Origin of the sequence: Arthrobacter oryzae, assembly GCF_037911235.1 — a bacterium.
In the GTDB taxonomy this organism is placed as follows: Bacteria; Actinomycetota; Actinomycetes; order Actinomycetales; family Micrococcaceae; genus Arthrobacter; species Arthrobacter oryzae_E.
This window is the reverse complement of record NZ_JBBLYW010000037.1, coordinates 40,139-63,156: the sequence shown is the minus strand read 5'-3', so window position 1 is coordinate 63,156 and position 23,018 is coordinate 40,139. Positions and strand designations below refer to the sequence as shown.

Annotated in this window: 20 protein-coding genes; 17 read left to right on the top strand and 3 right to left on the bottom strand. The window is 62.0% G+C overall.

Annotated features, from left to right (window positions below; translation table 11 throughout):
• Positions 1-7 precede the first annotated feature (7 nt).
• The 3 genes from WMN78_RS11195 (at position 8) to rplL (ending at position 2,466) form a co-directional block, all read left to right on the top strand.
• The gene (locus WMN78_RS11195; protein WP_340533800.1) at positions 8-1,120 is read left to right on the top strand and encodes a GNAT family N-acetyltransferase; all 1,113 of its coding nucleotides are present in this window, start codon (positions 8-10) and stop codon (positions 1,118-1,120) included.
• A gap of 297 nt (positions 1,121-1,417) precedes the next feature.
• Positions 1,418-2,008, top strand: a complete 591-nt coding sequence (rplJ, locus tag WMN78_RS11190) for a 50S ribosomal protein L10 (RefSeq protein WP_340533799.1) — start codon at positions 1,418-1,420, stop codon at positions 2,006-2,008.
• 80 nt (positions 2,009-2,088) lie between these two features.
• The gene (rplL, locus tag WMN78_RS11185; RefSeq protein ID WP_104136705.1) at positions 2,089-2,466 is read left to right on the top strand and encodes a 50S ribosomal protein L7/L12; all 378 of its coding nucleotides are present in this window, start codon (positions 2,089-2,091) and stop codon (positions 2,464-2,466) included.
• A 116-nt stretch (positions 2,467-2,582) separates the two neighbouring features.
• Here rplL and WMN78_RS11180 read toward each other — a convergent pair whose 3' ends face one another.
• Positions 2,583-3,080, bottom strand: a complete 498-nt coding sequence (locus tag WMN78_RS11180; RefSeq protein WP_340533798.1) for a YbaK/EbsC family protein — start codon at positions 3,078-3,080, stop codon at positions 2,583-2,585.
• 2 nt (positions 3,081-3,082) lie between these two features.
• Positions 3,083-4,282 (bottom strand): acetyl-CoA C-acetyltransferase, encoded by a 1,200-nt coding sequence (locus WMN78_RS11175; protein ID WP_340533797.1) that lies wholly within the window; start codon positions 4,280-4,282, stop codon positions 3,083-3,085.
• Between the two features lie 274 nt (positions 4,283-4,556).
• Between WMN78_RS11175 and WMN78_RS11170 the strand changes: the two genes are divergently transcribed.
• From WMN78_RS11170 to WMN78_RS11135, 8 genes are all read left to right on the top strand, one after another.
• The gene (locus WMN78_RS11170) at positions 4,557-5,027 is read left to right on the top strand and encodes a hypothetical protein (RefSeq protein WP_340533796.1); all 471 of its coding nucleotides are present in this window, start codon (positions 4,557-4,559) and stop codon (positions 5,025-5,027) included.
• Positions 5,028-5,350: 323 nt separating this feature from the next.
• Positions 5,351-8,866: a DNA-directed RNA polymerase subunit beta gene (rpoB, locus tag WMN78_RS11165; RefSeq protein ID WP_209743095.1), complete on the top strand. Its 3,516-nt coding sequence runs from the start codon at positions 5,351-5,353 to the stop codon at positions 8,864-8,866.
• A gap of 119 nt (positions 8,867-8,985) precedes the next feature.
• Positions 8,986-12,885 carry a DNA-directed RNA polymerase subunit beta' gene (locus tag WMN78_RS11160; protein ID WP_340533795.1) on the top strand — a complete coding sequence of 1,300 codons (3,900 nt, stop codon included), beginning with the start codon at positions 8,986-8,988 and terminating at the stop codon, positions 12,883-12,885.
• A gap of 419 nt (positions 12,886-13,304) precedes the next feature.
• Positions 13,305-13,679 (top strand): 30S ribosomal protein S12, encoded by a 375-nt coding sequence (rpsL, locus tag WMN78_RS11155; protein WP_009358312.1) that lies wholly within the window; start codon positions 13,305-13,307, stop codon positions 13,677-13,679.
• A gap of 1 nt (position 13,680) precedes the next feature.
• On the top strand, positions 13,681-14,151 hold the full coding sequence (gene rpsG / locus WMN78_RS11150) for a 30S ribosomal protein S7 (RefSeq protein WP_026531948.1): 471 nt from the start codon (positions 13,681-13,683) through the stop codon (positions 14,149-14,151).
• A gap of 69 nt (positions 14,152-14,220) precedes the next feature.
• The gene (gene fusA, locus WMN78_RS11145) at positions 14,221-16,335 is read left to right on the top strand and encodes an elongation factor G (RefSeq protein ID WP_340533794.1); all 2,115 of its coding nucleotides are present in this window, start codon (positions 14,221-14,223) and stop codon (positions 16,333-16,335) included.
• A gap of 232 nt (positions 16,336-16,567) precedes the next feature.
• A complete protein-coding gene (gene tuf / locus WMN78_RS11140) occupies positions 16,568-17,758 on the top strand; it encodes an elongation factor Tu (RefSeq protein ID WP_305941806.1) in 1,191 nt (396 codons plus the stop codon).
• Positions 17,759-17,970: 212 nt separating this feature from the next.
• A complete protein-coding gene (locus tag WMN78_RS11135) occupies positions 17,971-18,096 on the top strand; it encodes a hypothetical protein (protein WP_305941804.1) in 126 nt (41 codons plus the stop codon).
• A gap of 7 nt (positions 18,097-18,103) precedes the next feature.
• On the opposite strand, the gene WMN78_RS11130 is transcribed toward WMN78_RS11135, so the two are convergent.
• Positions 18,104-19,531, bottom strand: coding sequence for a GH1 family beta-glucosidase (locus tag WMN78_RS11130; RefSeq protein ID WP_340533793.1), 1,428 nt, complete (start codon positions 19,529-19,531; stop codon positions 18,104-18,106).
• Positions 19,532-19,944: 413 nt separating this feature from the next.
• Here WMN78_RS11130 and rpsJ point away from each other — a divergent pair, with 413 nt between their 5' ends.
• The 6 genes from rpsJ to rpsS are packed head-to-tail and all read left to right on the top strand — an operon-like array spanning position 19,945 to position 23,008.
• Complete coding sequence (gene rpsJ, locus WMN78_RS11125) at positions 19,945-20,253, top strand: 30S ribosomal protein S10 (RefSeq protein ID WP_003803825.1); 309 nt, start codon at positions 19,945-19,947, stop codon at positions 20,251-20,253.
• A 17-nt stretch (positions 20,254-20,270) separates the two neighbouring features.
• Complete coding sequence (gene rplC / locus WMN78_RS11120; RefSeq protein ID WP_011692809.1) at positions 20,271-20,921, top strand: 50S ribosomal protein L3; 651 nt, start codon at positions 20,271-20,273, stop codon at positions 20,919-20,921.
• 4 nt (positions 20,922-20,925) lie between these two features.
• A complete protein-coding gene (gene rplD, locus WMN78_RS11115) occupies positions 20,926-21,543 on the top strand; it encodes a 50S ribosomal protein L4 (RefSeq protein ID WP_104172030.1) in 618 nt (205 codons plus the stop codon).
• On the top strand, positions 21,540-21,845 hold the full coding sequence (gene rplW / locus WMN78_RS11110; RefSeq protein WP_066293292.1) for a 50S ribosomal protein L23: 306 nt from the start codon (positions 21,540-21,542) through the stop codon (positions 21,843-21,845). Before rplD ends, rplW begins: the two co-directional genes overlap by 4 nt.
• A 29-nt stretch (positions 21,846-21,874) precedes the next feature.
• A complete protein-coding gene (rplB, locus tag WMN78_RS11105; protein WP_028269580.1) occupies positions 21,875-22,714 on the top strand; it encodes a 50S ribosomal protein L2 in 840 nt (279 codons plus the stop codon).
• 12 nt (positions 22,715-22,726) lie between these two features.
• Complete coding sequence (rpsS, locus tag WMN78_RS11100; RefSeq protein ID WP_011692805.1) at positions 22,727-23,008, top strand: 30S ribosomal protein S19; 282 nt, start codon at positions 22,727-22,729, stop codon at positions 23,006-23,008.
• The last annotated feature ends 10 nt before the right edge of the window (positions 23,009-23,018 follow it).

Below are 23,018 nucleotides of genomic sequence, written 5' to 3'. Positions count from 1 at the left end.
GCCCTCTATGGTTAAAGACGTACGGATCGAACAACTCTGGATTCCCGATTCCCTCGACGGGCCTGACAGCGCCGACTTCCTGGCCGCCGTCGAAGTCAGTCGGAAGGTGCGGATGCAGACGTGGGGGAGCGACGACCTCGCCTACACGCCCCTTGAAAAGCTGCTGGAACTTGCCGATCCATACGAACGCCAGATCATTCTTGTGGCCAGGGTCGACGGCGACATTGTGGGTACGGCGGACATCGCCTTGCCCTTGGCCGACAACCTCGACCTCGCGGAATTTACGCTGGACATCCTTCCCGAGTTCCAGCGACAGGGAGTGGGACGCCAGTTGCTGGAGGCGGCCGAGCAGCTTGCCCGGGCCGAAGGGCGGAGCATGATCCTGATCGACACCAACCATCCGGGCGTCTCACTGAGCAGCGCCGTGGATGAGCAGCTGGTCCCGGGATCCGGCCTGGGATTTGTTCCAATGGGAAGCCGGGAAGTGGAGTTTGCCCGCAAGACCGGATACACCCTGCAGCACATCGAGCAGTTCAGCTCCTGCCTGCTGCCGCTGGACACCAAACTGGTCGCGGAACTGGCGGAGGAGGCCGAGCAGGCCAACGCCGGGCGCTACCGTCTGCATCACTGGACGGACAGGTGCCCGGACCAGTGGCTGGATGACGTGGCCGCCCTGGAAAACCAGGCCGGTGAGGACACCGAACCGTCCGCAAGGACCGAAGAACAATTGGTGTTCGACGGCGCCATGATCAGGAAGGCGGAAGAGGCCACCATCGCGCAGGGAAGGCGGACGGTGGTCACCGCCGTCGAACATATCGCCACCGGGATGCTCGTAGGGCTGACCACCATCAGTGTTCTGTCCCAGCGGCAGGATGTGGTCTTCCAGGACGACACGGTGGTGATGCAGGAACACCGGGGCAACAAACTGGGCCTGCTCATCAAAGTGGCGAATATGGAACGCCTGTCTGAACAGTTCCCGGATGCCCGGGTCATTTACACCTGGAATGCCCCCGAAAACAGGTATCTGCTCAAGGTGAACCAGCAGCTGGGATTCACTACGGCGGGAGTCACGGGGATCTGGCAGAAGGACCTGCCGGACCTTGGACCGAGCAGCAGCTGAGCGGCCGATTTGGAGTACGGGCGGCGTTGCCCGTAAGCTTGAGCTACCAAAGACCGTCGGTTGTTGGGAATCCACTCTCCTGAGCATCGCTCAATTCTGCAGTCGTGTGCGGGAGAATCAGTGGATTTCCGGACGAAGGACCCTGAACATAGGGCGGCCAGCGCAGGTGAACGAAGCAAAGCTCCACAGTCATGGACCGTGTTGAGCCAAGCCCCGTGCATCTGCGCGGGGCGTTTTTAGTTTTAGCTCACCTGAGCGGGGACCCGGAACACCGGCACTATCCCCGGAAGGAGGGTTATGGCAACGCCTACCAAGGTTTCAGCAGTAGCTGAGATCACTAACGATTTCAAGGAATCGAACGCCGCTGTCCTGACCGAATACCGTGGGCTCACCGTTGCACAGCTCAAGCAGCTGCGTGTTTCTCTCGGCCAGGACACCAAGTTCGCGGTCGTCAAGAACACCCTGACCGCCATTGCAGCCAAGGAAGCTGGTGTCGAAGCATTCGACGGTCAGCTCGCCGGCCCCACTGCAATCGCGTTCATCAAGGGTGACGCAGTTGCAGCTGCCAAGAGCCTGACGGATTTTGCCAAGACCAACAAGCAGCTGGTTATCAAGACCGGTTACTTCGAGGGCAAGGCACTGAACGCCAGCGAAGTTGCTGCCCTGGCAGCACTCGAGTCCCGCGAGCTGCAGCTCGCCAAGGTTGCAGGCATCCTCAAGGCTCCTGCTGCCGCTGCTGCACGCATCATCGACGCCCTGCGCCTCAAGCTTGAAGAAGAGAACGGTGCACCGGCAGCTGTCGAAGCGCCCGCCGCTGAAGAAGCACCGGCCGCAGAAGCAGCAGAGACCGAAGCTCCGGCCGAAGCCGCAGCCACCGAAGAGAACTAACTCTCTCTTTCAGACCAGACTCCGGTGCGAAGGCAACGGCCCAGGCCGCCAAGCACCACCTATAGGAAGGACGCCACACCATGGCGAAGCTCACCAACGAAGAGCTCATTGAAGCTTTCAAGGAACTGACCATCATCGAGCTCTCCGAGTTCGTCAAGCTCTTCGAAGAGACCTTCGAAGTTACCGCAGCTGCTGTTGCCGTTGCAGGCCCCGCCGGTGGCGGCGCTGCAGAAGAAGCTGAAGAGAAGACCGAATTCGACGTCGTTCTCGAAGCTGCTGGCGACAAGAAGATCGCAGTGATCAAGGAAGTTCGCGCCATCACTTCCCTGGGCCTCAAGGAAGCCAAGGACGTTGTTGACAGCGCCCCCAAGGCCGTCCTCGAAGGCGTCACCAAGGAAGCTGCCGAGAAGGCAAAGGAGCAGCTCGAAGCTGCCGGCGCCACCGTTACCCTCAAGTAACACACGCTGCTTCACGGAAACCCCGTCCACTCCGGTGGGCGGGGTTTCCTGCGTTTAACCCAACTCGCGAAACGGGCAAATGGCGACGTTGAATGCGAGTAGTTGGTGGGCGGGACCTAGGCCACGGGGTCGCTGATGTCCGCGACCACGGCGTCCAGGGCTGCGGTCAGGGCGTCGGCGTCCACGAAGGCGCTGTAACCATGTTCTCCTGCGCCCATGGAGATCCGGCGGCCCGTGATGGTCCGGTCCGCGTACACCGGCCACAACTTGATGCTCCCCAGCGGGGTGATGGTGCCGCGCTCGTAGCCGGTGGCCTCCAAGGCGACGTCGGCAGGCGGCAGCGAGAGTTTATTGACCCCCACCAGCCCCCTGAGCTTGGGCCATGAGATCTGCCTGTCGCCCGGTATCAAAGCAAAGAGGAAGCTGCCGTCCTTGTGCTTCACCACCAGCGACTTCACAATGTCCGCTGGCGTGATGCCCAGGATGCCAGCGGCCTCCTCAAGGCTCCTGGCTGCCAGCCGCTCCACTATTTCGACGTCGAGCCCGCGGGCGGCGGCGTCGGCCAGGAACCTTGCCCGGCCGATTCCGCCCGCCGCGCCTGCAGACGAAGCCACCGTCAGTCCCGGTACAGGAGGAGGGCTTCGCCCTGACCGCCGCCGCCGCATAGGGAAACCGCAGCCTTGCCGGTGCCACGGCGCTTGAGCTCATGGGCGGCATGCCCGGCCAGTCGCGCACCGGACGCTCCGATCGGGTGCCCCAGGGCGATGGCGCCGCCGTGGATGTTGCACTTCTCTAGCGGGTACTTGAGATCCTTAAGGGACTGGACAGCAACCGAACCGAAGGCCTCGTTGATCTCGATGAAGTCCAGATCCCCGGTGGTCCAGCCCGCACGGTCGAGGGCGTTTTTGATCGCGTTGGACGGCTGCGAGTGCAGCGAGTTGTCCGGGCCCGCAACCTGCCCTGGCTTGCCCACTACTGCGAGGTAGTCAAGGCCGTTGTCTTCCGCGAACTTTCGGGTGGCAAGCACCAGCGCCGACGCGCCGTCGGACAGGGGGGAGGAGTTGCCCGCGGTGATGGTGCCGTCACTGACGAACGCCGCCCGGAGCCCGGCCAGCGACTCGATCGACGTGTTCGGGCGCACGCCTTCGTCAGTGGCCACCACCACCGGATCCCCCTTCCGCTGTTTGATGCTGATCGGGGCGATCTCGTCGTCGAAAACTCCGTTCTTCGCGGCCAGGGCGGCACGCTGGTGGGACTGGGCCGCCACGTTGTCCTGCGAGGTCCGGTCGATGCCCAGGACCAGGTTCTTGCTTTCGGTCGAAAGGCCCATGGACTGCCCGTCGAACGCATCGGTGAGGCCGTCATGCGCGGCCACGTCCAGCGCCTGGACAGTCCCGTAGGTCCAGCCCTGGCGGGAACCCGGCAGGAGGTGCGGCGCCCGGGACATGGATTCCTGACCGCCGGCGACGACGACGGCGGCATCACCGCTGCGGATCATGCGGGCGGCGTCGATCACGGCTGTGAGGCCGGAAAGGCACACTTTGTTGATAGTGACCGTGGGGACGTTCCAGCCGATGCCGGCGCCGATGGCGCTCTGCCGCGCCGGGTTCTGGCCCGCACCTGCCTGCAGCACCTGGCCCATGATGACCGCATCCACCTTGTCCGCGGCAACGCCGCTCGCAGCGAGGGCCGCCTTGATGGCATGCGCCCCGAGTTCCACCGCCGTGAATCCGGCCAACTGGCCGTTGAGGCGGCCCTGCGGGGTGCGCGCCGCAGCGAGGATGACAACATCATTGTTGTCTGGGGAGTTGCTCATGGTTATCTCTTCCGATCTTTGACGATGTAGGCCAAGGCTATCGTGAGCCGAATCACCTTATCCATTCAAACGCCTGCGCGGCAGGCTCCATTCCGCCGTGCGGATGGCACACGCGCCGGATGGGCACACTCGCGGGATTGGGGACACGCGCCCATGGGGACTACTGCCCATGCAACGAATGTGCGGCGCCGGATGCGGCTGAGTAGGGTGGTGACGGATACGCCCGCCGGATATTCCTTTCCGGTGAGGACGTTATGGGGAAACAGGAGTCCAGATGAAGAAGAAATTTGCAGTTGTGGCAATCGCGGGGTTGGCCGGGCTCACCGCCTGCAGCGTTTCCACTCCGGCGCCGGACGGCACCACGTCAACAGCGGCCCCTGCATCGTCGTCGCCCGCGTCATCCCAGGCAACGCCGTCGCGGTCTTCCGTAGCCACGGCTACGCCCCAGGCCGGCGGTGCCAAGGCGGCCTGCGAGCTGTTCAACTCGCTGTACGTTCAGTACCGGGCTGCCGCGAACGATCCCGAAGCCCATGAGGACGTTTACCGGGCGGCGCGCGATGCCAAAGACGACTACTCCGGGAACCTCAAGGCGCTGTTTACCACCCTGGGCGCCCTCGCCATCGATCATTCATCCGTTGCCGATACCGGTGGCCAGCCGGCCCAGGCGTCCAAGGATGCCGTCCGTGACGCGGTCTTCGCGAACGCGGGTGCCTGCACGGCAGAGGGCGTTACGCTCACGCTGTAAGGGCCCCGGCCGGCGTGGCGCGGGCCAACTAGGTGCCCCCGGCAACAGTGCTTGCAATAACCGGGGAAGTGGGGTAGACACGTAGGCCGCTTTGCCGTATCGTAGATATTTGCGTCTTCCCTGTTTACCTTCAGCCTTCATATAGCGGTGGGCTTTGCCTAGCAGCTGATCCATCAACGTGCCGTCCGAGACGTGCAATGCCGTGGACAGCCTGGGTCCCGGGTCATATAGCGGAACCGGACTGGTAGCGCTGCGGAGTCATTCTGCAGGGCTTGCAACGGGGGAGATCTGAAAACGCCTGAAGGTCTGTGGAAGGATCCCTCTTGGTCGCCTCGAGCACCTCTAATGTAAACAACGCTACCGCTATCAATGCCGACAGCACCGATGGTGCCACTCGCCGGCTCTCATTCGCAAAGATTCACGAACCGCTTGACGTTCCGAATCTGCTTGCCCTGCAAACGGACAGCTTCGACTGGCTGGTCGGAAACGAACGCTGGCAGGCACGCGTTGCGAAGGCCGTCGAAGAAGGCGACCTCAGCGTCGCCACCAGCTCCGGTCTGTCTGACATCTTCGAAGAGATCTCCCCGATCGAGGATTTCCAGGGCACCATGTCCCTGAGCTTCTCCGATCCGGAGTTCGCTGATCCCAAATACACCATGGCCGAGTGCAAGGACCGGGACGCTACGTACTCGGCTCCGCTGTACGTTAAAGCCGAATTCATGAACAACAACACGGGCGAAATCAAGCAGCAGACCGTGTTCATGGGTGACTTCCCGCTGATGACCGAGAAGGGCACCTTCGTCGTCAACGGCACCGAGCGTGTCGTTGTCTCGCAGCTGGTCCGTTCCCCGGGCGCCTACTTTGAGCGCACGGCCGACAAGACCAGCGACAAGGATATCTTCACTGCCAAGATCATCCCGTCCCGCGGTGCCTGGTTCGAGCTCGAGATTGACAAGCGCGACCAGGTCGGCGTCCGCCTTGACCGCAAGCGCAAGCAGTCCGTCACGGTGCTGCTGAAGGCCCTCGGCTGGACCGAAGGCCAGATCCTCGAAGAGTTCGGCCAGTACGACTCCATGCGCGCAACGCTGGAGAAGGACGCCACCGAAACCCGCGAAGACGCCTTGCTGGACATCTACCGGAAGCTGCGACCGGGCGAGCCGCCCACCGTCGAGGCTGCCCAGTCCCTGCTGGACAACCTGTACTTCAACTCCAAGCGCTACGATCTGGCCAAGGTTGGCCGTTACAAGATCAACCGCAAGCTTGGCATCGACCGCTCCCTTGGCGACAAGGAAGCTTCGGTCCTGCACGTTGAAGACATCGTTGCGATGATCAAGTTCCTGGTTGCCCTGCACGCCGGCGAGAAGACCCTCACGGGCAAGCGCGACGGCCAGGACCACGAGCTGCGCGTCGAGATCGATGACATCGACCACTTCGGCAACCGCCGCATCCGCGCCGTCGGCGAGCTCATCGAGAACCAGGTCCGCACCGGCCTGTCCCGTATGGAGCGCGTCGTCCGCGAGCGTATGACCACGCAGGACGTCGAGGCCATCACGCCGCAGACGCTGATCAACATCCGCCCGGTAGTGGCAGCCATCAAGGAGTTCTTCGGAACTTCCCAGCTGTCGCAGTTCATGGACCAGAACAACCCGCTGTCGGGTCTGACCCACAAGCGCCGTCTGTCCGCGCTTGGCCCGGGTGGTCTGTCCCGTGACCGTGCAGGCATGGAAGTCCGAGACGTTCACCCGTCCCACTACGGACGTATGTGCCCCATCGAAACTCCTGAAGGCCCGAACATCGGCCTGATCGGTTCGCTGGCTTCCTACGGCCGCATCAACCCCTTCGGCTTCATCGAGACGCCTTACCGCCTCGTATCCGAAGGCGTCGTTTCCGACGAGGTCCAGTACCTGACGGCCGACGACGAAGCAGAGGTCCTGATCGCACAGGCCAACGCTCCGCTGGACGAGAACAAGAAGTTCGCCGAAGAGACCGTCCTGGTCCGTGCCCGTGGTGGTGGAGGCGAGCCCGTCCTGGTTCCCGCCGCCGACGTCGAGTTCATGGACGTTTCCCCGCGTCAGATGGTGTCCGTGGCAACGGCCCTGATCCCGTTCCTCGAGCACGACGATGCTAACCGCGCACTCATGGGTGCCAACATGCAGCGCCAGGCCGTGCCGCTGGTCCGTTCCGAGGCACCGTTCGTCGGTACCGGCATGGAGCGCGCCGCAGCAGTCGACGCCGGCGACGTTGTCATCGCGAAGAAGGCCGGTGTGGTCACCGAAGTGTCCGCTGAACTCGTCATCATGCTCAACGACGACGGCACGGAAACCAACTACCGCATCAACAAGTTCGCACGCTCCAACCAGGGCAACTGCTACAACCACCGTGTCCTGGTGAGCGAAGGCCAGCGCCTGGAGGTCGGCGGCATCATCGCCGACGGCCCGGCAACGGACCAGGGTGAACTCGCCCTCGGTAAGAACCTGCTCGTGGCATTCATGTCCTGGGAAGGCCACAACTTCGAGGACGCCATCATCCTCTCGCAGCGCATTGTTGCCGAGGACGTTCTTTCCTCCATCCACATCGAGGAGCACGAGATCGATGCCCGCGACACCAAGCTTGGTGCCGAGGAAATCACCCGTGACATCCCCAACGTGTCCGAGGAAGTCCTGGCAGGCCTGGACGAGCGCGGCATCATCCACATCGGTGCCGAGGTTGAAGCCGGCGACATCCTGGTCGGAAAGGTCACCCCTAAGGGTGAAACCGAACTGACCCCGGAAGAGCGCCTGCTGCGCGCCATCTTCGGCGAGAAGTCCCGCGAAGTCCGCGACACCTCCCTGAAGGTTCCGCACGGCGAGTCCGGCACCGTCATCGGCGTCCGCGTCTTCGACCGCGACAACGACGACGAACTGCCCCCGGGCGTCAACCAGCTGGTCCGCGTTTACGTGGCCGCCAAGCGTAAGATCACCGACGGCGACAAGCTCGCCGGCCGTCACGGCAACAAGGGTGTTATCTCCAAGATCCTCCCGATCGAGGACATGCCCTTCCTTGCCGATGGCACCCCCGTTGATATCGTCCTGAACCCGCTGGGTGTTCCGGGCCGTATGAACGTCGGCCAGGTGCTGGAAACGCACCTTGGCTGGGTTGCCAAGACCGGTTGGAAGATCGAAGGCGAGCCCGAGTGGGTCAAGCAGCTGCCGAACCTGCCGCGCGAGAGTGGCCAGACCACTGTTGCAACGCCGGTCTTCGACGGTGCGCGTGAAGAGGAAATCACGGGCCTGCTCGACTCCACCAACGTGACCCGCGACGGTGACCGCCTGATCAACTCCTCGGGCAAGACCCGCCTGTTTGACGGCCGCTCAGGCGAGCCGTTCCCGGATCCGATCTCGGTCGGCTACATGTACATCCTGAAGCTCCACCACCTGGTGGACGACAAGATCCACGCACGCTCCACCGGCCCGTACTCCATGATCACGCAGCAGCCGCTGGGTGGTAAGGCACAGTTCGGTGGCCAGCGCTTCGGTGAAATGGAAGTGTGGGCGCTCGAAGCTTACGGCGCCGCCTACACGCTCCAGGAACTCCTCACGATCAAGTCGGATGATATCCACGGTCGTGTGAAGGTCTACGAAGCCATCGTCAAGGGCGAGAACATCCCGGAGCCGGGCGTTCCTGAGTCCTTCAAGGTCTTGATCAAGGAAATGCAGTCGCTGTGCCTGAACGTGGAAGTCCTTTCCACGGACGGAACCACAATTGAAATGCGTGACTCTGATGACGCAGTCTTCACGGCTGCGGAAGAACTGGGCATCGATCTGTCTCGTGCAGAGCCCAGTTCCGTAGAAGAGGTCTAAGAGGGGGTTTACCGGGAAAAGCAGCGCACCACCCGCGCTGTCTTTTTCCGGTAAACCACCTCCCTCTTCCCGTAACCCAAGACTTCAGAATTTAGAGAACAAGAGAGAACAGGGACCATATGTCCAGCGAATCCTCCTTCGGCCTCATGCAGATCGGCCTCGCCACCGCGGAAGACATCCGTGGCTGGTCTTACGGCGAGGTTAAGAAGCCGGAAACCATCAACTACCGCACGCTCAAGCCCGAGAAGGACGGCCTCTTCTGCGAGAAGATCTTCGGCCCGTCCCGTGACTGGGAATGCTACTGCGGCAAGTACAAGCGCGTGCGCTTCAAGGGCATCATCTGTGAGCGGTGTGGCGTTGAAGTCACCCGTGCCAAGGTCCGCCGTGAGCGCATGGGCCACATCGAACTGGCCGCGCCCGTAACGCACATCTGGTACTTCAAGGGTGTTCCGTCCCGCCTGGGCTACCTCCTTGACCTTGCACCGAAGGACCTCGAAAAGGTCATCTACTTCGCTGCCTACATGATCACGAGCGTCGACACCGAAAGCCGCCACGACGAACTGCCCAACCTCCAGGTTGAGCACGACATCGAGAAGAAGCAGCTCGTCGACAACCGCGACTCGGACATCGCCACGATTGCCCGCGACCTCGAGAACGAGCTTGCCCGTCTCGAAGGCGAAGGCGCCAAGGCTGCCGACAAGAAGAAGGCCCGCGACTCCGCTGACCGTCAGATGGCCAACGTGCGCAAGCGTGCCGACGCCGACATCGAACGCCTCGAGCAGGTCTGGGACCGCTTCAAGAACCTCAAGGTCGCCGACCTCGAAGGCGATGAAGGCCTCTACCGCGAACTGCGTGACCGCTACGGCATGTACTTCGAAGGCTCCATGGGTGCCGAAGCCATCAAGAAGCGCCTTGAGAACTTCGACATGCAGGCAGAGTCGGACCTCCTGCGCGACATCATTGCCAACGGCAAGGGCCAGCGCAAGACCCGCGCCCTGAAGCGCCTGAAGGTGGTCAACGCGTTCCTGACCACCAACAACAGCCCGCTCGGCATGGTGCTGGACGCCGTCCCGGTGATCCCGCCGGAACTGCGCCCCATGGTCCAGCTGGACGGTGGCCGCTTCGCGACCTCCGACCTCAACGACCTCTACCGCCGCGTGATCAACCGCAACAACCGACTCAAGCGCCTGCTTGACCTGGGTGCTCCGGAGATCATCGTCAACAACGAGAAGCGCATGCTTCAGGAAGCCGTTGACAGCTTGTTCGACAACGGCCGCCGTGGCCGTCCGGTCACCGGACCGGGCAACCGTCCGCTGAAGTCCCTGAGCGACATGCTCAAGGGCAAGCAGGGCCGCTTCCGCCAGAACCTCCTGGGTAAGCGCGTTGACTACTCCGGCCGTTCGGTGATCGTTGTCGGTCCGCAGCTGAAGCTGCACCAGTGCGGCCTGCCCAAGCAGATGGCGCTGGAGCTCTTCAAGCCGTTCGTGATGAAGCGCCTGGTTGACCTCAACCACGCCCAGAACATCAAGTCGGCCAAGCGCATGGTTGAGCGCTACCGTCCGCAGGTCTGGGACGTTCTCGAAGAGATCATCACCGAGCACCCTGTGCTGCTGAACCGTGCACCTACCCTGCACCGCCTCGGCATCCAGGCCTTCGAGCCCCAGCTTGTTGAAGGTAAGGCAATCCAGCTGCACCCGCTGGTTTGTGGCGCCTTCAACGCTGACTTCGACGGCGACCAGATGGCAGTCCACCTGCCGCTGAGCCCCGAAGCCCAGGCTGAAGCACGCATCCTGATGCTGTCCTCGAACAACATCCTGAAGCCGTCTGACGGCCGCCCGGTGACCCTTCCTTCGCAGGATATGATCATCGGCCTCTACCACCTGACCACCAAGCGTGTCGGTTCAGCTGGCGAAGGCCGCATCTTCTCCTCGGTTTCGGAAGCCATCATGGCGTTCGACCTGCACGAGCTGCACCTGAACTCCCAGGTCAAGATCCGCCTTGACGGCTTTGTCCCTTACGCCGGCTGGGAAGCTCCGGAAGGCTGGGAGCAGGGTCAGCCCGCGCTCGTCCAGACCTCCCTGGGCCAGGTCATCTTCAACCAGACCCTGCCCGAGGACTACCCGTGGGTTGAGGCTGTTGCCGACAAGGGCGAACTGTCCCGCATCGTCAACGACCTCGCCGAGCGCTACCCGAAGGTTGTCACCGCGGCAACGCTGGACAACCTGAAGGATGCCGGTTTCTACTGGGCCACGCGCTCAGGCGTCACCGTCGCCATCTCCGACATCGAGGTTCCGGTCGAAAAGCCGGTCATCCTTGCCGGTTACGAAGAGCGCGCTGCCAAGATCCAGGGCCAGTACGACAAGGGCCTGATCGACGACGACGAGCGTCGCCAGGAACTGATCGAGATCTGGAACAAGGCAACCAACGAGATCGCCCAGGTCATGCGCGACAGCCTGTCGCCGATGAACACCATCAACCGCATGGTGTCCTCTGGTGCACGTGGTAACTGGATGCAGGTCCGTCAGATCGCGGGTATCCGTGGCCTGGTGGCCAACCCTAAGGGTGAAATCATCCCGCGTCCCATCAAGTCCTCCTACCGCGAGGGCCTGTCGGTGCTGGAATACTTCATCGCCACGCACGGTGCCCGTAAGGGTCTGGCTGACACCGCCCTGCGTACCGCCAACTCGGGTTACCTGACCCGTCGTCTGGTGGACGTTTCGCAGGACGTCATCGTCCGTGAAGAGGACTGCGGCACCGAACGCGGCCTCGTCACTCCGATTGCCGTGGCTGACGCCAACGGCGAGCTGGTGCTGGACGAGAACGTTGAGAACAGCGCGTACGCCCGTACCCTGGCCGTGGATGTCGTTGACTCCAAGGGCAAGGTCCTGGCTGCCGGCGGCACCGACTGCGGCGACGTCGTCATTGCCGAACTGTTCGCAGCGGGTATCACCGAGGTCAAGGTCCGCTCCGTACTCACCTGTGAGTCCAGCGTCGGCACCTGCGCCCTGTGCTACGGCCGTTCGCTGGCCACCGGCAAGACCGTGGATATCGGTGAGGCGGTGGGCATCATCGCCGCACAGTCCATCGGTGAGCCCGGTACCCAGCTGACCATGCGTACGTTCCACACCGGTGGTGCTGTTTCCGCCAGCGGCGGCGACGACATCACCCAGGGTCTGCCCCGTATCCAGGAGCTTTTCGAAGCACGTACTCCGAAGGGTGTCGCACCGATTGCAGAAGCAGCCGGCCGCATCACCATCGAAGAGTCCGAGCGCCAGATGCGCCTGGTCATCACTCCGGATGACGGCAGTGAAGAGATCGCTTACCCGGTCCTTCGCCGCTCACGCCTCCTGATTGAAGACGGCCAGCACGTCACCGTGGGCCAGAAGCTCATCAACGGTCCGGTCGACCCCAAGCAGGTTCTGCGCATCATGGGTCCCCGTGCCGCACAGAAGTTCCTGGTGGACGAGGTCCAGGGCGTGTACCGCAGCCAGGGCATCGGCATCCACGACAAGCACGTCGAGGTTATCGTTCGCCAGATGCTGCGCCGCGTCACGGTCATTGAATCGGGTGAATCCGACCTGCTCCCCGGCGAGCTGGCCGAGCGCAGCCGCTTCGAAGACGCCAACCGCCGTGTTGTGTCCGAGGGCAAGACTCCGGCTTCCGGACGTCCCGAGCTCATGGGTATCACCAAGGCATCACTGGCTACCGAGTCCTGGCTGTCGGCAGCTTCCTTCCAGGAGACCACCCGCGTCCTGACGCAGGCGGCCATGGAAGGCAAGAGCGACCCGCTGCTCGGCCTCAAGGAAAACGTCATCATCGGTAAGCTCATCCCCGCCGGCACGGGTCTCCCGCGCTACACGGAGGTCACGGTAGAGCCGACTGAAGAAGCAAAGGCAAACCTGTTCACAGGTCCCAGCGCATTCAGCGACTTCTCCTACGACACCCTGGGCGGCGACGGAGCTCCCGAGTTCCATGCCATCCCGCTGGATGACTACGACCTCGGCAGCGACTTCCGCTAACCGTTAGTTCGGCGTCAGGCCCCGTCACCACTCCGCTTTTATCCGGGAGCGGCGGCGGGGCCTTTCCTTTGCCGAAGAGGCCCGCCATTAGGGGCCGGATTCCGCGCCGATTAAGGCCTGGCGGCCGTCCATGTTAGACTGGATACCAATTGTTATTGTGGCAGTGGATGAGTGCGCCGGCTGAGCTGAAAGGCTAAGCCAGAGCGACGTTTCCGGTTTGCAGGGTTCTTGTGCAACGTATGCCACATTTTTGCATGCCTAGGGACCAATGAGGACGTGAGTCCAGGTCCCGGTCTGCGATCCGACTATTAAGGCTTCGCCTCAGCTGCTCTGGAGATTCTTCAAAGCTCGGGCGGCGGGGCAAAGCAAAAGGAGAGCGGCTGTCAGCGGCCGCTCCGGATAAAACGGAGAACACGAGAGTGCCTACGATTAACCAGTTGGTCCGTAAGGGCCGCACGCCTAAGGTCTCAAAGACCAAGGCTCCCGCGCTTAAGGGCAGCCCGATGCGCCGCGGTGTTTGCACCCGCGTCTACACCACCACCCCGAAGAAGCCGAACTCGGCTCTGCGTAAGGTTGCACGTGTGCGCCTTAACGGTGGCGTTGAAGTTACTGCTTACATCCCCGGTGTAGGCCACAACCTTCAGGAGCACTCCATTGTGCTCGTCCGTGGCGGTCGTGTGAAGGACCTTCCGGGTGTCCGCTACAAGATCGTCCGTGGCGCCCTTGATACCCAGGGTGTGAAGAACCGTAAGCAGGCCCGCAGCCGCTACGGCGCAAAGATGGAGAAGAAGTAATATGCCTCGCAAGGGTCCGGCCCCCAAGCGGCCGCTAGTACTAGATCCCGTTTACGGCTCCCCGCTGGTCACCCAGCTGATCAACAAGGTGCTGGTAGACGGCAAGAAGTCCACCGCTGAGCGCATCGTCTACGGTGCCCTCGAAGGCGCCCGCGCCAAGTCCGGCGGCGACCCCGTAGCAGCCCTCAAGAAGGCCATGGACAACGTCAAGCCTTCCCTCGAGGTCCGCTCACGCCGCGTCGGTGGCGCAACCTACCAGGTTCCGGTTGAGGTCAAGCCGGGCCGCAGCACGGCACTCGCCCTCCGCTGGCTGGTCGGCTACTCCAAGGCCCGCCGCGAGAAGACGATGACCGAGCGTCTCCAGAACGAAATCCTGGATGCCTCGAACGGTCTCGGTGCCGCTGTGAAGCGTCGCGAAGACACCCACAAGATGGCCGAGTCCAACAAGGCCTTCGCACACTACCGCTGGTAATACTTCCCGGACGCCGCCGGCTCAGACGAGCCGGCGGCGAACGTGTAGTCCATCCGAAAGGGAGACACCGTGGCACAGGACGTGCTTACCGACCTTAGTAAGGTCCGCAATATCGGCATCATGGCCCACATTGATGCCGGCAAGACCACCACCACCGAGCGCATTCTGTTCTACACAGGTGTGAACCACAAGATCGGCGAAACGCACGACGGCGCTTCGACCACCGACTGGATGGAACAGGAAAAGGAACGCGGCATCACCATCACGTCTGCCGCCGTGACCTGCTTCTGGGAAAACAACCAGATCAACATCATCGACACCCCCGGCCACGTGGACTTCACGGTTGAGGTTGAGCGCTCACTGCGCGTCCTCGACGGCGCAGTTGCCGTGTTCGACGGCAAGGAAGGCGTGGAGCCGCAGTCCGAGACTGTGTGGCGCCAGGCTGACAAGTACAACGTCCCGCGTATCTGCTTCGTCAACAAGATGGACAAGCTGGGCGCTGACTTCTACTTCACTGTCGACACCATCATCAGCCGCCTCGGTGCCAAGCCGCTTGTAATGCAGCTGCCGATCGGTGCCGAGAACGACTTCATCGGCGTCGTCGACCTGCTCTACATGCGTGCCCTGGTCTGGCCCGGCGACTCCAAGGGTGACGTCACCATGGGTGCCAAGTACGAGATCCGCGAGATCCCGGAAGACCTCAAGGAAAAGGCCGAAGAGTACCGCGCAACGCTCGTTGAGACCGTTGCAGAGTCCTCTGAGGAACTCATGGAGAAGTACCTCGAAGGTGAAGAAATCACCACCGATGAACTCAAGGCCGGCATCCGCAAGATGACGATCAACTCCGAGCTCTACCCGGTCTTCTGTGGTTCCGCGTTCAAGAACCGTGGCGTTCAGCCGATGCTCGATGCAGTTGTCGACTACCTGCCGAACCCGCTCGACGTCCCCCCGATGATCGGTCACGATCCTCGCGACGAAGAGAAGGAACTCACCCGCAAGCCGTCCTCTGAAGAGCCGTTCTCCGCACTGGCATTCAAGATCGCCGCGCACCCGTTCTTCGGCCAGCTCACCTTCATCCGCGTGTACTCCGGTCACGTGGAAGCAGGCGCCCAGGTGGTTAACTCCACCAAGGGCAAGAAGGAGCGCATCGGCAAGCTGTTCCAGATGCACGCCAACAAGGAAATGCCTGTTGAGGGCGCTACCGCCGGCCACATCTACGCAGCGATCGGTCTGAAGGACACCACCACGGGTGACACCCTGTGCGATTCCGCCAACCAGATCGTCCTCGAGTCCATGAGCTTCCCGGAGCCCGTGATCTCGGTTGCCATCGAGCCGAACACCAAGGGTGACCAGGAGAAGCTCTCCACGGCCATCCAGAAGCTCTCCGCTGAGGACCCGACCTTCCAGGTCTCCCTCAACGAAGACACCGGTCAGACCATCATCGCCGGCATGGGCGAGCTCCACCTGGACATCCTGGTGGACCGCATGCGCCGCGAATTCAAGGTCGAGGCAAACGTTGGCAAGCCGCAGGTTGCTTACCGCGAAACCATCAAGCGTGCTGTAGAGCGTCACGACTACACGCACAAGAAGCAGACCGGTGGTTCGGGCCAGTTCGCAAAGATCCAGATCGCGATCGAGCCGCTGGACACGTCCGAAGGCGAGATGTACGAGTTCGAGAACAAGGTCACCGGTGGCCGCGTTCCGCGCGAATACATCCCGTCGGTCGACGCCGGTATCCAGGATGCACTGAACGACGGCGTCCTGGCCGGCTACCCGGTTGTCGGCATCAAGGCCACGCTGATTGACGGCGCGTACCACGATGTTGACTCCTCGGAAATGGCGTTCAAGATCGCCGGCCGTATGGCTTTCAAGGAAGCTGCACGCAAGGCGAACCCTGTTCTGCTTGAACCGCTGATGGATGTTGAGGTCCGCACCCCTGAGGAATACATGGGTGAAGTTATCGGTGACCTCAACTCCCGCCGTGGCCAGATGCAGTCCATGGAGGATGCCCAGGGCGTCAAGGTTATCCGTGCGCACGTCCCGCTGTCCGGCATGTTCGGCTACATCGGCGACCTGCGTTCGAAGACCCAGGGCCGCGCTGTGTACTCCATGACGTTCAACAGCTACGCCGAGGTCCCGAAGGCTGTCGCCGACGAGATCATCCAGAAGACCCGCGGCGAGTAGTCCACCGGACTTTCGAAGCGACAAACTCGGGTGGGTTTCCCCTTGTGGAAACTAGCCCGGTGCAGGTGGCCGGTTCCCCGGCCATCTGCACGAACAGGCTCGAGGGACTAGTATTAGTTCCTGAATCTGCAATTTCACCAATCCAAAGCCCCCCAAGTAGACTTACTGAAGTTTCGGCCGCGACAAGCGCAGCCGAAGGGTAAGTCATTTGAAAACGTTCTAGGAGGAACCTGTGGCAAAGGCAAAGTTCGAGCGGACTAAGCCGCACGTTAACATCGGTACCATTGGTCACGTTGACCACGGTAAGACGACGTTGACGGCCGCCATTTCCAAGGTGCTGTACGACAAGTACCCGACTCTCAACGAGAAGCGTGACTTCGCGTCGATTGACTCTGCTCCCGAAGAGCGTCAGCGCGGCATTACCATCAACATCTCCCACGTTGAGTACCAGACCGAGAAGCGCCACTACGCACACGTAGACGCTCCGGGTCACGCTGACTACATCAAGAACATGATCACCGGCGCTGCTCAGATGGACGGTGCAATCCTCGTGGTTGCCGCCACTGACGGCCCGATGGCCCAGACCCGCGAGCACGTCCTGCTCGCCCGCCAGGTTGGTGTTCCCTACCTGCTGGTGGCACTGAACAAGGCTGACATGGTCGACGACGAGGAACTCCTCGACCTCGTTGAAATGGAAGTTCGTGAGCTCCTGAGCTCGCAGGGCTTCGATGGCGACGAAGCACCGGTCGTTCGCGTTTCGGGCCTGAAGGCCCTGGAAGGCGACCCGGAGTGGGTCAAGTCCGTTGAGGAACTCATGGAGGCCGTTGACAACTCCGTTCCGGACCCCGTACGTGACCGCGACAAGCCGTTCCTGATGCCGATCGAAGACGTCTTCACGATCACCGGCCGTGGCACCGTTGTTACGGGCCGCGCCGAGCGTGGAACCCTTGCGATCAACTCTGAGGTCGAGATCGTCGGCATCCGTCCGGTCCAGAAGACCACGGTTACCGGTATCGAGATGTTCCACAAGCAGCTCGACGAAGCATGGGCCGGCGAGAACTGTGGCCTCCTGCTCCGCGGTCTGAAGCGTGATGACGTAGAGCGTGGCCAGGTGGTCGTCAAGCCGGGTTCCATCACCCCGCACACCGACTTCGAGGCTAACGTCTACATCCTCTCCAAGGACGAAGGCGGACGTCACAACCCGTTCTACTCCAACTACCGCCCGCAGTTCTACTTCCGTACCACGGACGTAACCGGCGTTATCACCCTGCCGGAAGGCACGGAAATGGTTATGCCTGGCGACAACACTGAGATGACCGTTGCGCTCATCCAGCCCATCGCTATGGAAGAGGGCCTCGGCTTCGCAATCCGCGAAGGCGGCCGCACCGTTGGTTCGGGACGCGTTACCAAGATCATCAAGTAGTACTACTTTTTGATCAGGAATCAACAGGCCGTCTAACGGCCTGCTGAGACTTATCAACAGCCCCGCTGCGTTTATTCGCAGCGGGGCTGTTTTTTGCTCGGATTATTCCAGTCGCTGGTAATTTGCGGGGACAGCGTCCGGGGTGTCCGTGGTTGGGGCTCCGCCCGTTTGTGAACCCTTGGTATGGTTGCTGACAACGAAAGGAACGCATCATGGAATGGTTAATTTTCCTCTTGGTTGCCGCTGCGGTGGTCGCTGGCGTTTTGTGGGCGAAGAAGCACTTCCGCCAGGAAATCGACCGCGCCAAGCGCATCAACAGGGCCAACAAGCGCCAGTAGGTCCTCGCTAGCCCTTCCGTGCCTTGCTGAGTGCCTGGAACCAGTAGAAGGATTCCTTGGGTGTGCGCTCCAGCGTGTCGAAATCCACGTGGATCAGTCCGAATCGCTGCGAATACCCCGCGGCCCACTCGAAGTTGTCCAGCAGCGTCCAGACGTAGTAGCCCAGCAACTTCACGTCCTCGGCGAGACCGCCAGGGGACGTGGCCGCCAGCGCATGGCCCAGGTGGCTGGCCAGATAGTCGATTCTCTTCGTGTCAGCGATCGGACCGGACACGTGCTCCGGTTCCGGGAAGCTCGCCCCGCTCTCAGTGATGTACAGCGGGGGAAGGGCCTCGCCGTAGCGGTCCTTCATTTCGCGGAGGAGGATGCCAAGGTGTTCAGGGGCAACAGGCCAGCCGAAGCCGGTGGTGGAGTACTCCGGATAGCCCACCTCGTGGAACGGCAACCGGGCAAGGGCCGCAGAATTGTTCGCCGGTATGCTGACCGGTCCACGGCCCATGGCCACTTTCACGGGGTAGTAGTAATTGAGCCCGTAGAAGTCCAGGGGCTGGTGGATCGTCCGGAGGTCGGCGTCGGAAATCTTGCCCATCGAGCGGAACCACGGGCGGACGGCCAGCGGCAGCTTCGGGTAGCGGCCCAGCAAAACGGGGTCCGCGTAAACGCGGTTCATCAAAATGTCGAAAATCCTCGCCACCATTCTGTCGCCGGGCTTGCGGGTTGCCGGCCGGACAGGGGAGTGGAGGTTGGTGACGCCGATGGCGCCGGTGACACCTGCGCTACGCAGGGCCTGGACTGCCAGGCCGTGCCCAAGCAGCTGATGGTGAATCGACGGTAGTGCGTTAAAAAGGAGATCGTGGCCGGGGGCATGCACCCCCAGGGCGTAGCCGTTGAGGGTTACCGAGACCGGTTCGTTCAGGGTGACCCACTGCGTCACGCGGTCTCCGAACCGCTCGCCGGCCGCTGCGCTGTATTCGGCGAACCGTTCCGCGGTGGACCGGTTCATCCAGCCGCCACCGTGCTCCAGCGGCAAGGGAGTGTCCCAGTGGTACAGCGTAGCCATCGGTGAGATGCCGGCGTCGAGCAACTGGTCGATCAGCCGGTCGTAGAAGTCCAGGCCCTGGCTATTGAACGAGCCTCGGCCTTCCGGCTGGATCCGGGGCCAGGAAATGGAAAACCGGTAGGAGTCCACCCCCAGCTCGCGCATGAGGGCCACGTCTTCGCCGGACCGGTTGTAGTGGTCGCAGGCGACGGCGGGGGAGTGGCCGTCCATGATGCTGCCAGGTTTCTCGGCGAAGGCGTCCCAACCTGAGGGCCCGCGCCCGTCAGCCTTGAGGGATCCCTCGATCTGGAACGCGGCGGCAGCCACACCCAGGATGAACCCGGGATCAAGCCGTTCGGCCAGGCTCTGCAACGCCGCAGAGTTCTGCACAGTCATGCCCCTATCATCCATTCGGCGGTTGCTGAAGGCAATGACCGGGCACCAGCGGGTGCCAACCGCAGCCCGGTAAGGCCTGATTCGCTTCTGCCCGCAAAATCCGGCATACTAGATGAGTTGTTCAAGCGCTCCTTCGCGTCCCGATCCGGATAATGCCGGGTGTCAGGGTCCAAGTAGGAGACCAAACATAACCCACTCCCCATGGAACTGCGGACGAGTACGCGCGCACAGCGCGACACGCCCGACCGCGGGGGTCGGTTACGCCGGCAGGTTGAGGAACCCGGATTCTTCCGGATTCAGCTTGTGCGGCGGGTGGTAGTTACGACTTCAAATGCTTCGGCAGCCATACAACACGTAAGTGAACAGGGCAGCCCCAATCAGGGGAAGCACAGACTGAAAGAGAGTCAGGCGACATGGCGGGACAAAAAATCCGCATCCGGCTGAAGTCATACGACCACGAGGTCATTGACGTTTCAGCCCGGAAGATCGTTGAGACGGTCACGCGCGCAGGCGCAACGGTAGTTGGCCCCGTGCCGCTGCCGACGGAGAAGAACGTGTACTGCGTTATCCGCTCTCCGCACAAGTACAAGGACAGCCGCGAGCACTTTGAAATGCGCACGCACAAGCGTCTGATCGACATCATCGACCCCACGCCGAAGGCTGTTGACTCGCTTATGCGTCTCGACCTGCCGGCCGACGTGAACATCGAAATCAAGCTGTAGGGAGGTGCTGAGAGACTATGACCGCAACCCGTAACGTAAAGGGCCTGCTGGGCACGAAGCTCGGCATGACCCAGGTCTGGGACGAGAACAACAAGCTCATCCCCGTCACTGTTGTCCAGGCTGACTCAAACGTCATCACCCAGCTGCGCAATGCAGATGTTGATGGCTACGTCGCCGTTCAGATCGGCTACGGCCAGATCGATCCCCGCAAGGTCACCAAGCCGCTGGCTGGTCACTTTGAAAAGGCAGGCGTCACGCCTCGCCGCCACGTTGTCGAACTCCGTACCGCAGATGCTGCTGAGTACGAGCTGGGCCAGGAGCTCTCTGTTGAGGTCTTCGAAGCCGGACAGAAGATCGACGTCGTTGGCACCACCAAGGGTAAGGGCTTCGCCGGTGTTATGAAGCGTCACGGCTTCCACGGCGTTGGTGCTTCCCACGGTGCACACAAGAACCACCGTAAGCCCGGTTCAATCGGTGGCGCATCCACCCCGAGCCGCGTCTTCAAGGGCATGAAAATGGCCGGCCGCATGGGCGCCGTTCGTCACACCACGCTGAACCTCACGGTTCACGCAGTTGACGTCGAGAAGTCGCTGCTCCTCATCAAGGGCGCCGTTCCCGGTGCCCGCGGCCAGGTCGTACTCGTACGCACCGCCGTGAAGGGAGCCTAGTTCAATGACTAGCACTGTCAAGGTTGACCTGCCTGCAGAGATCTTCGACGTACAGACCAACGTGCCGCTGCTGCACCAGGTCGTCGTTGCCCAGCTCGCTGCTGCTCGCCAGGGTACCCACAAGACCAAGACCCGCGCTGAAGTTTCCGGTGCAGGCCGCAAGCCGTTCAAGCAGAAGGGCACCGGCCGCGCCCGTCAGGGTTCAATCCGTGCTCCTCACATGACCGGTGGTGGCGTTGTCCACGGCCCGACCCCGCGTGACTACAGCCAGCGGACCCCCAAGAAGATGATTGCTGCTGCACTGCGCGGCGCATTGTCTGACCGCGCCCGTAACGGCCGCATCCACGTTGTCGCTGAACTGGTAGCCGGCACCAAGCCGTCCGCCAAGGATGCACTGGCAACGCTGCGCGGAGTGTCCGAGCGCAAGAACCTGCTCGTCGTCATTGAGCGCGCCAACGATGTTGCCGCACTGTCCGTGCGCAACCTCGCAGATGTTCACGTTCTGTACGCAGACCAGCTGAACACCTACGACGTGCTCGTCTCTGACGACGTTGTCTTCACCAAGGCTGCCTACGAGGCATTCGTTGCCGCCAAGGCAAAGAACGAGGAGGATGCCAAGTGAGTGCAGCCACCATCAAGGACCCGCGCGACGTCGTGCTTGCACCCGTCGTATCGGAAAAGAGCTACGGCCTGATCGATGAGGGAAAGTACACCTTCCTGGTGGACCCCCGCTCGAACAAGACCGAGATCAAGCTGGCCGTGGAGAAAATTTTCTCCGTCAAGGTCGACTCGATCAACACCATCAACCGTGCCGGTAAGCGCAAGCGCACCAAATTCGGCTGGGGAACCCGCAAGAACACCAAGCGTGCGATTGTGACCCTCAAAGAAGGCACGATCGACATCTTCGGCGGTCCGCTCGCGTAGCGGAGACCACTTTAACGAGGAAATGAATTATGGGAATCCGTAAATATAAGCCGACTACCCCGGGCCGTCGCGGCTCGAGCGTAGCGGACTTCACTGAAATCACGCGGTCGACGCCGGAAAAGTCGTTGGTACGTCCCCTCCCGAAAAAGGGTGGCCGTAACAACACCGGTAAGATCACGACCCGTCACAAGGGTGGTGGCCACAAGCGCCAGTACCGTCTGATCGACTTCCGTCGCCACGACAAAGACGGCGTCAACGCCCGCGTTGCCGAAATTGAGTACGATCCGAACCGTACGGCTCGCATCGCCCTCCTGCACTACGTTGATGGCACCAAGCGTTACATCATCGCCCCGAACAAGCTGTCCCAGGGTGACGTTGTTGAAGCAGGTGCCAGCGCTGACATCAAGCCCGGCAACAACCTGCCGCTGCTCAACATCCCGGTGGGTACCGTAATCCACGCAGTTGAACTGCGTCCGGGTGGCGGCGCCAAGATGGGCCGCTCCGCCGGCGCATCGATCCAGCTCGTTGCCAAGGAAGGCCGCTTCGCCCAGCTGCGTCTGCCTTCCGGCGAAATCCGCAACGTTGACGTGCGCTGCCGCGCAACGATCGGCGAGGTCGGCAACGCCGAGCAGTCGAACATCAACTGGGGCAAGGCCGGCCGCATGCGCTGGAAGGGCGTCCGCCCGACCGTCCGTGGTGTCGCGATGAACCCGGTTGACCACCCGCACGGTGGTGGCGAGGGTAAGACGTCCGGTGGACGTCACCCCGTCAACCCGAACGGTAAGCGCGAAGGTCGCACCCGCCGTCCCAACAAAGAGAGCGACAAGCTTATTGTTCGTCGCCGTCGTACTGGCAAGAACAAGCGATAGGAGCCTGGACACATGCCACGCAGCCTGAAAAAAGGTCCTTTCGTTGACCAGCACCTCTTTGTAAAGGTGGACAGGGAAAACGAAAAGGGCACCAAGAACGTCATTAAGACCTGGTCCCGCCGTTCGATGATCATCCCCGACATGCTCGGGCACACGATCGCCGTTCACGACGGACGCAAGCACATTCCGGTGTTTGTCACCGAGTCGATGGTCGGGCACAAGCTCGGCGAATTCGCTCCCACGCGGACATTCCGCGGCCATGTCAAGGACGACCGTAAGGGCAAGCGCCGCTAGGCGCCTGCAC

What these genes read in the sequence shown, in the direction of transcription:
- WMN78_RS11135 (WP_305941804.1), top strand. Translation starts at nt 17,971, where the DNA reads ATGGAATGGTTAATTTTCCTCTTGGTTGCCGCTGCGGTGGTCGCTGGC.
- WMN78_RS11195 (WP_340533800.1), top strand. Translation starts at nt 8, where the DNA reads ATGGTTAAAGACGTACGGATCGAACAACTCTGGATTCCCGATTCCCTC.
- rpsS (WP_011692805.1), top strand. Translation starts at nt 22,727, where the DNA reads ATGCCACGCAGCCTGAAAAAAGGTCCTTTCGTTGACCAGCACCTCTTT.
- rplD (WP_104172030.1), top strand. Translation starts at nt 20,926, where the DNA reads ATGACTAGCACTGTCAAGGTTGACCTGCCTGCAGAGATCTTCGACGTA.
- WMN78_RS11175 (WP_340533797.1), bottom strand. Translation starts at nt 4,282, where the DNA reads ATGAGCAACTCCCCAGACAACAATGATGTTGTCATCCTCGCTGCGGCG.
- WMN78_RS11170 (WP_340533796.1), top strand. Translation starts at nt 4,557, where the DNA reads ATGAAGAAGAAATTTGCAGTTGTGGCAATCGCGGGGTTGGCCGGGCTC.
- rplB (WP_028269580.1), top strand. Translation starts at nt 21,875, where the DNA reads ATGGGAATCCGTAAATATAAGCCGACTACCCCGGGCCGTCGCGGCTCG.
- WMN78_RS11160 (WP_340533795.1), top strand. Translation starts at nt 8,986, where the DNA reads ATGTCCAGCGAATCCTCCTTCGGCCTCATGCAGATCGGCCTCGCCACC.
- rplC (WP_011692809.1), top strand. Translation starts at nt 20,271, where the DNA reads ATGACCGCAACCCGTAACGTAAAGGGCCTGCTGGGCACGAAGCTCGGC.
- rpsJ (WP_003803825.1), top strand. Translation starts at nt 19,945, where the DNA reads ATGGCGGGACAAAAAATCCGCATCCGGCTGAAGTCATACGACCACGAG.
- rplL (WP_104136705.1), top strand. Translation starts at nt 2,089, where the DNA reads ATGGCGAAGCTCACCAACGAAGAGCTCATTGAAGCTTTCAAGGAACTG.
- rpsG (WP_026531948.1), top strand. Translation starts at nt 13,681, where the DNA reads ATGCCTCGCAAGGGTCCGGCCCCCAAGCGGCCGCTAGTACTAGATCCC.
- WMN78_RS11130 (WP_340533793.1), bottom strand. Translation starts at nt 19,531, where the DNA reads ATGACTGTGCAGAACTCTGCGGCGTTGCAGAGCCTGGCCGAACGGCTT.
- rplJ (WP_340533799.1), top strand. Translation starts at nt 1,418, where the DNA reads ATGGCAACGCCTACCAAGGTTTCAGCAGTAGCTGAGATCACTAACGAT.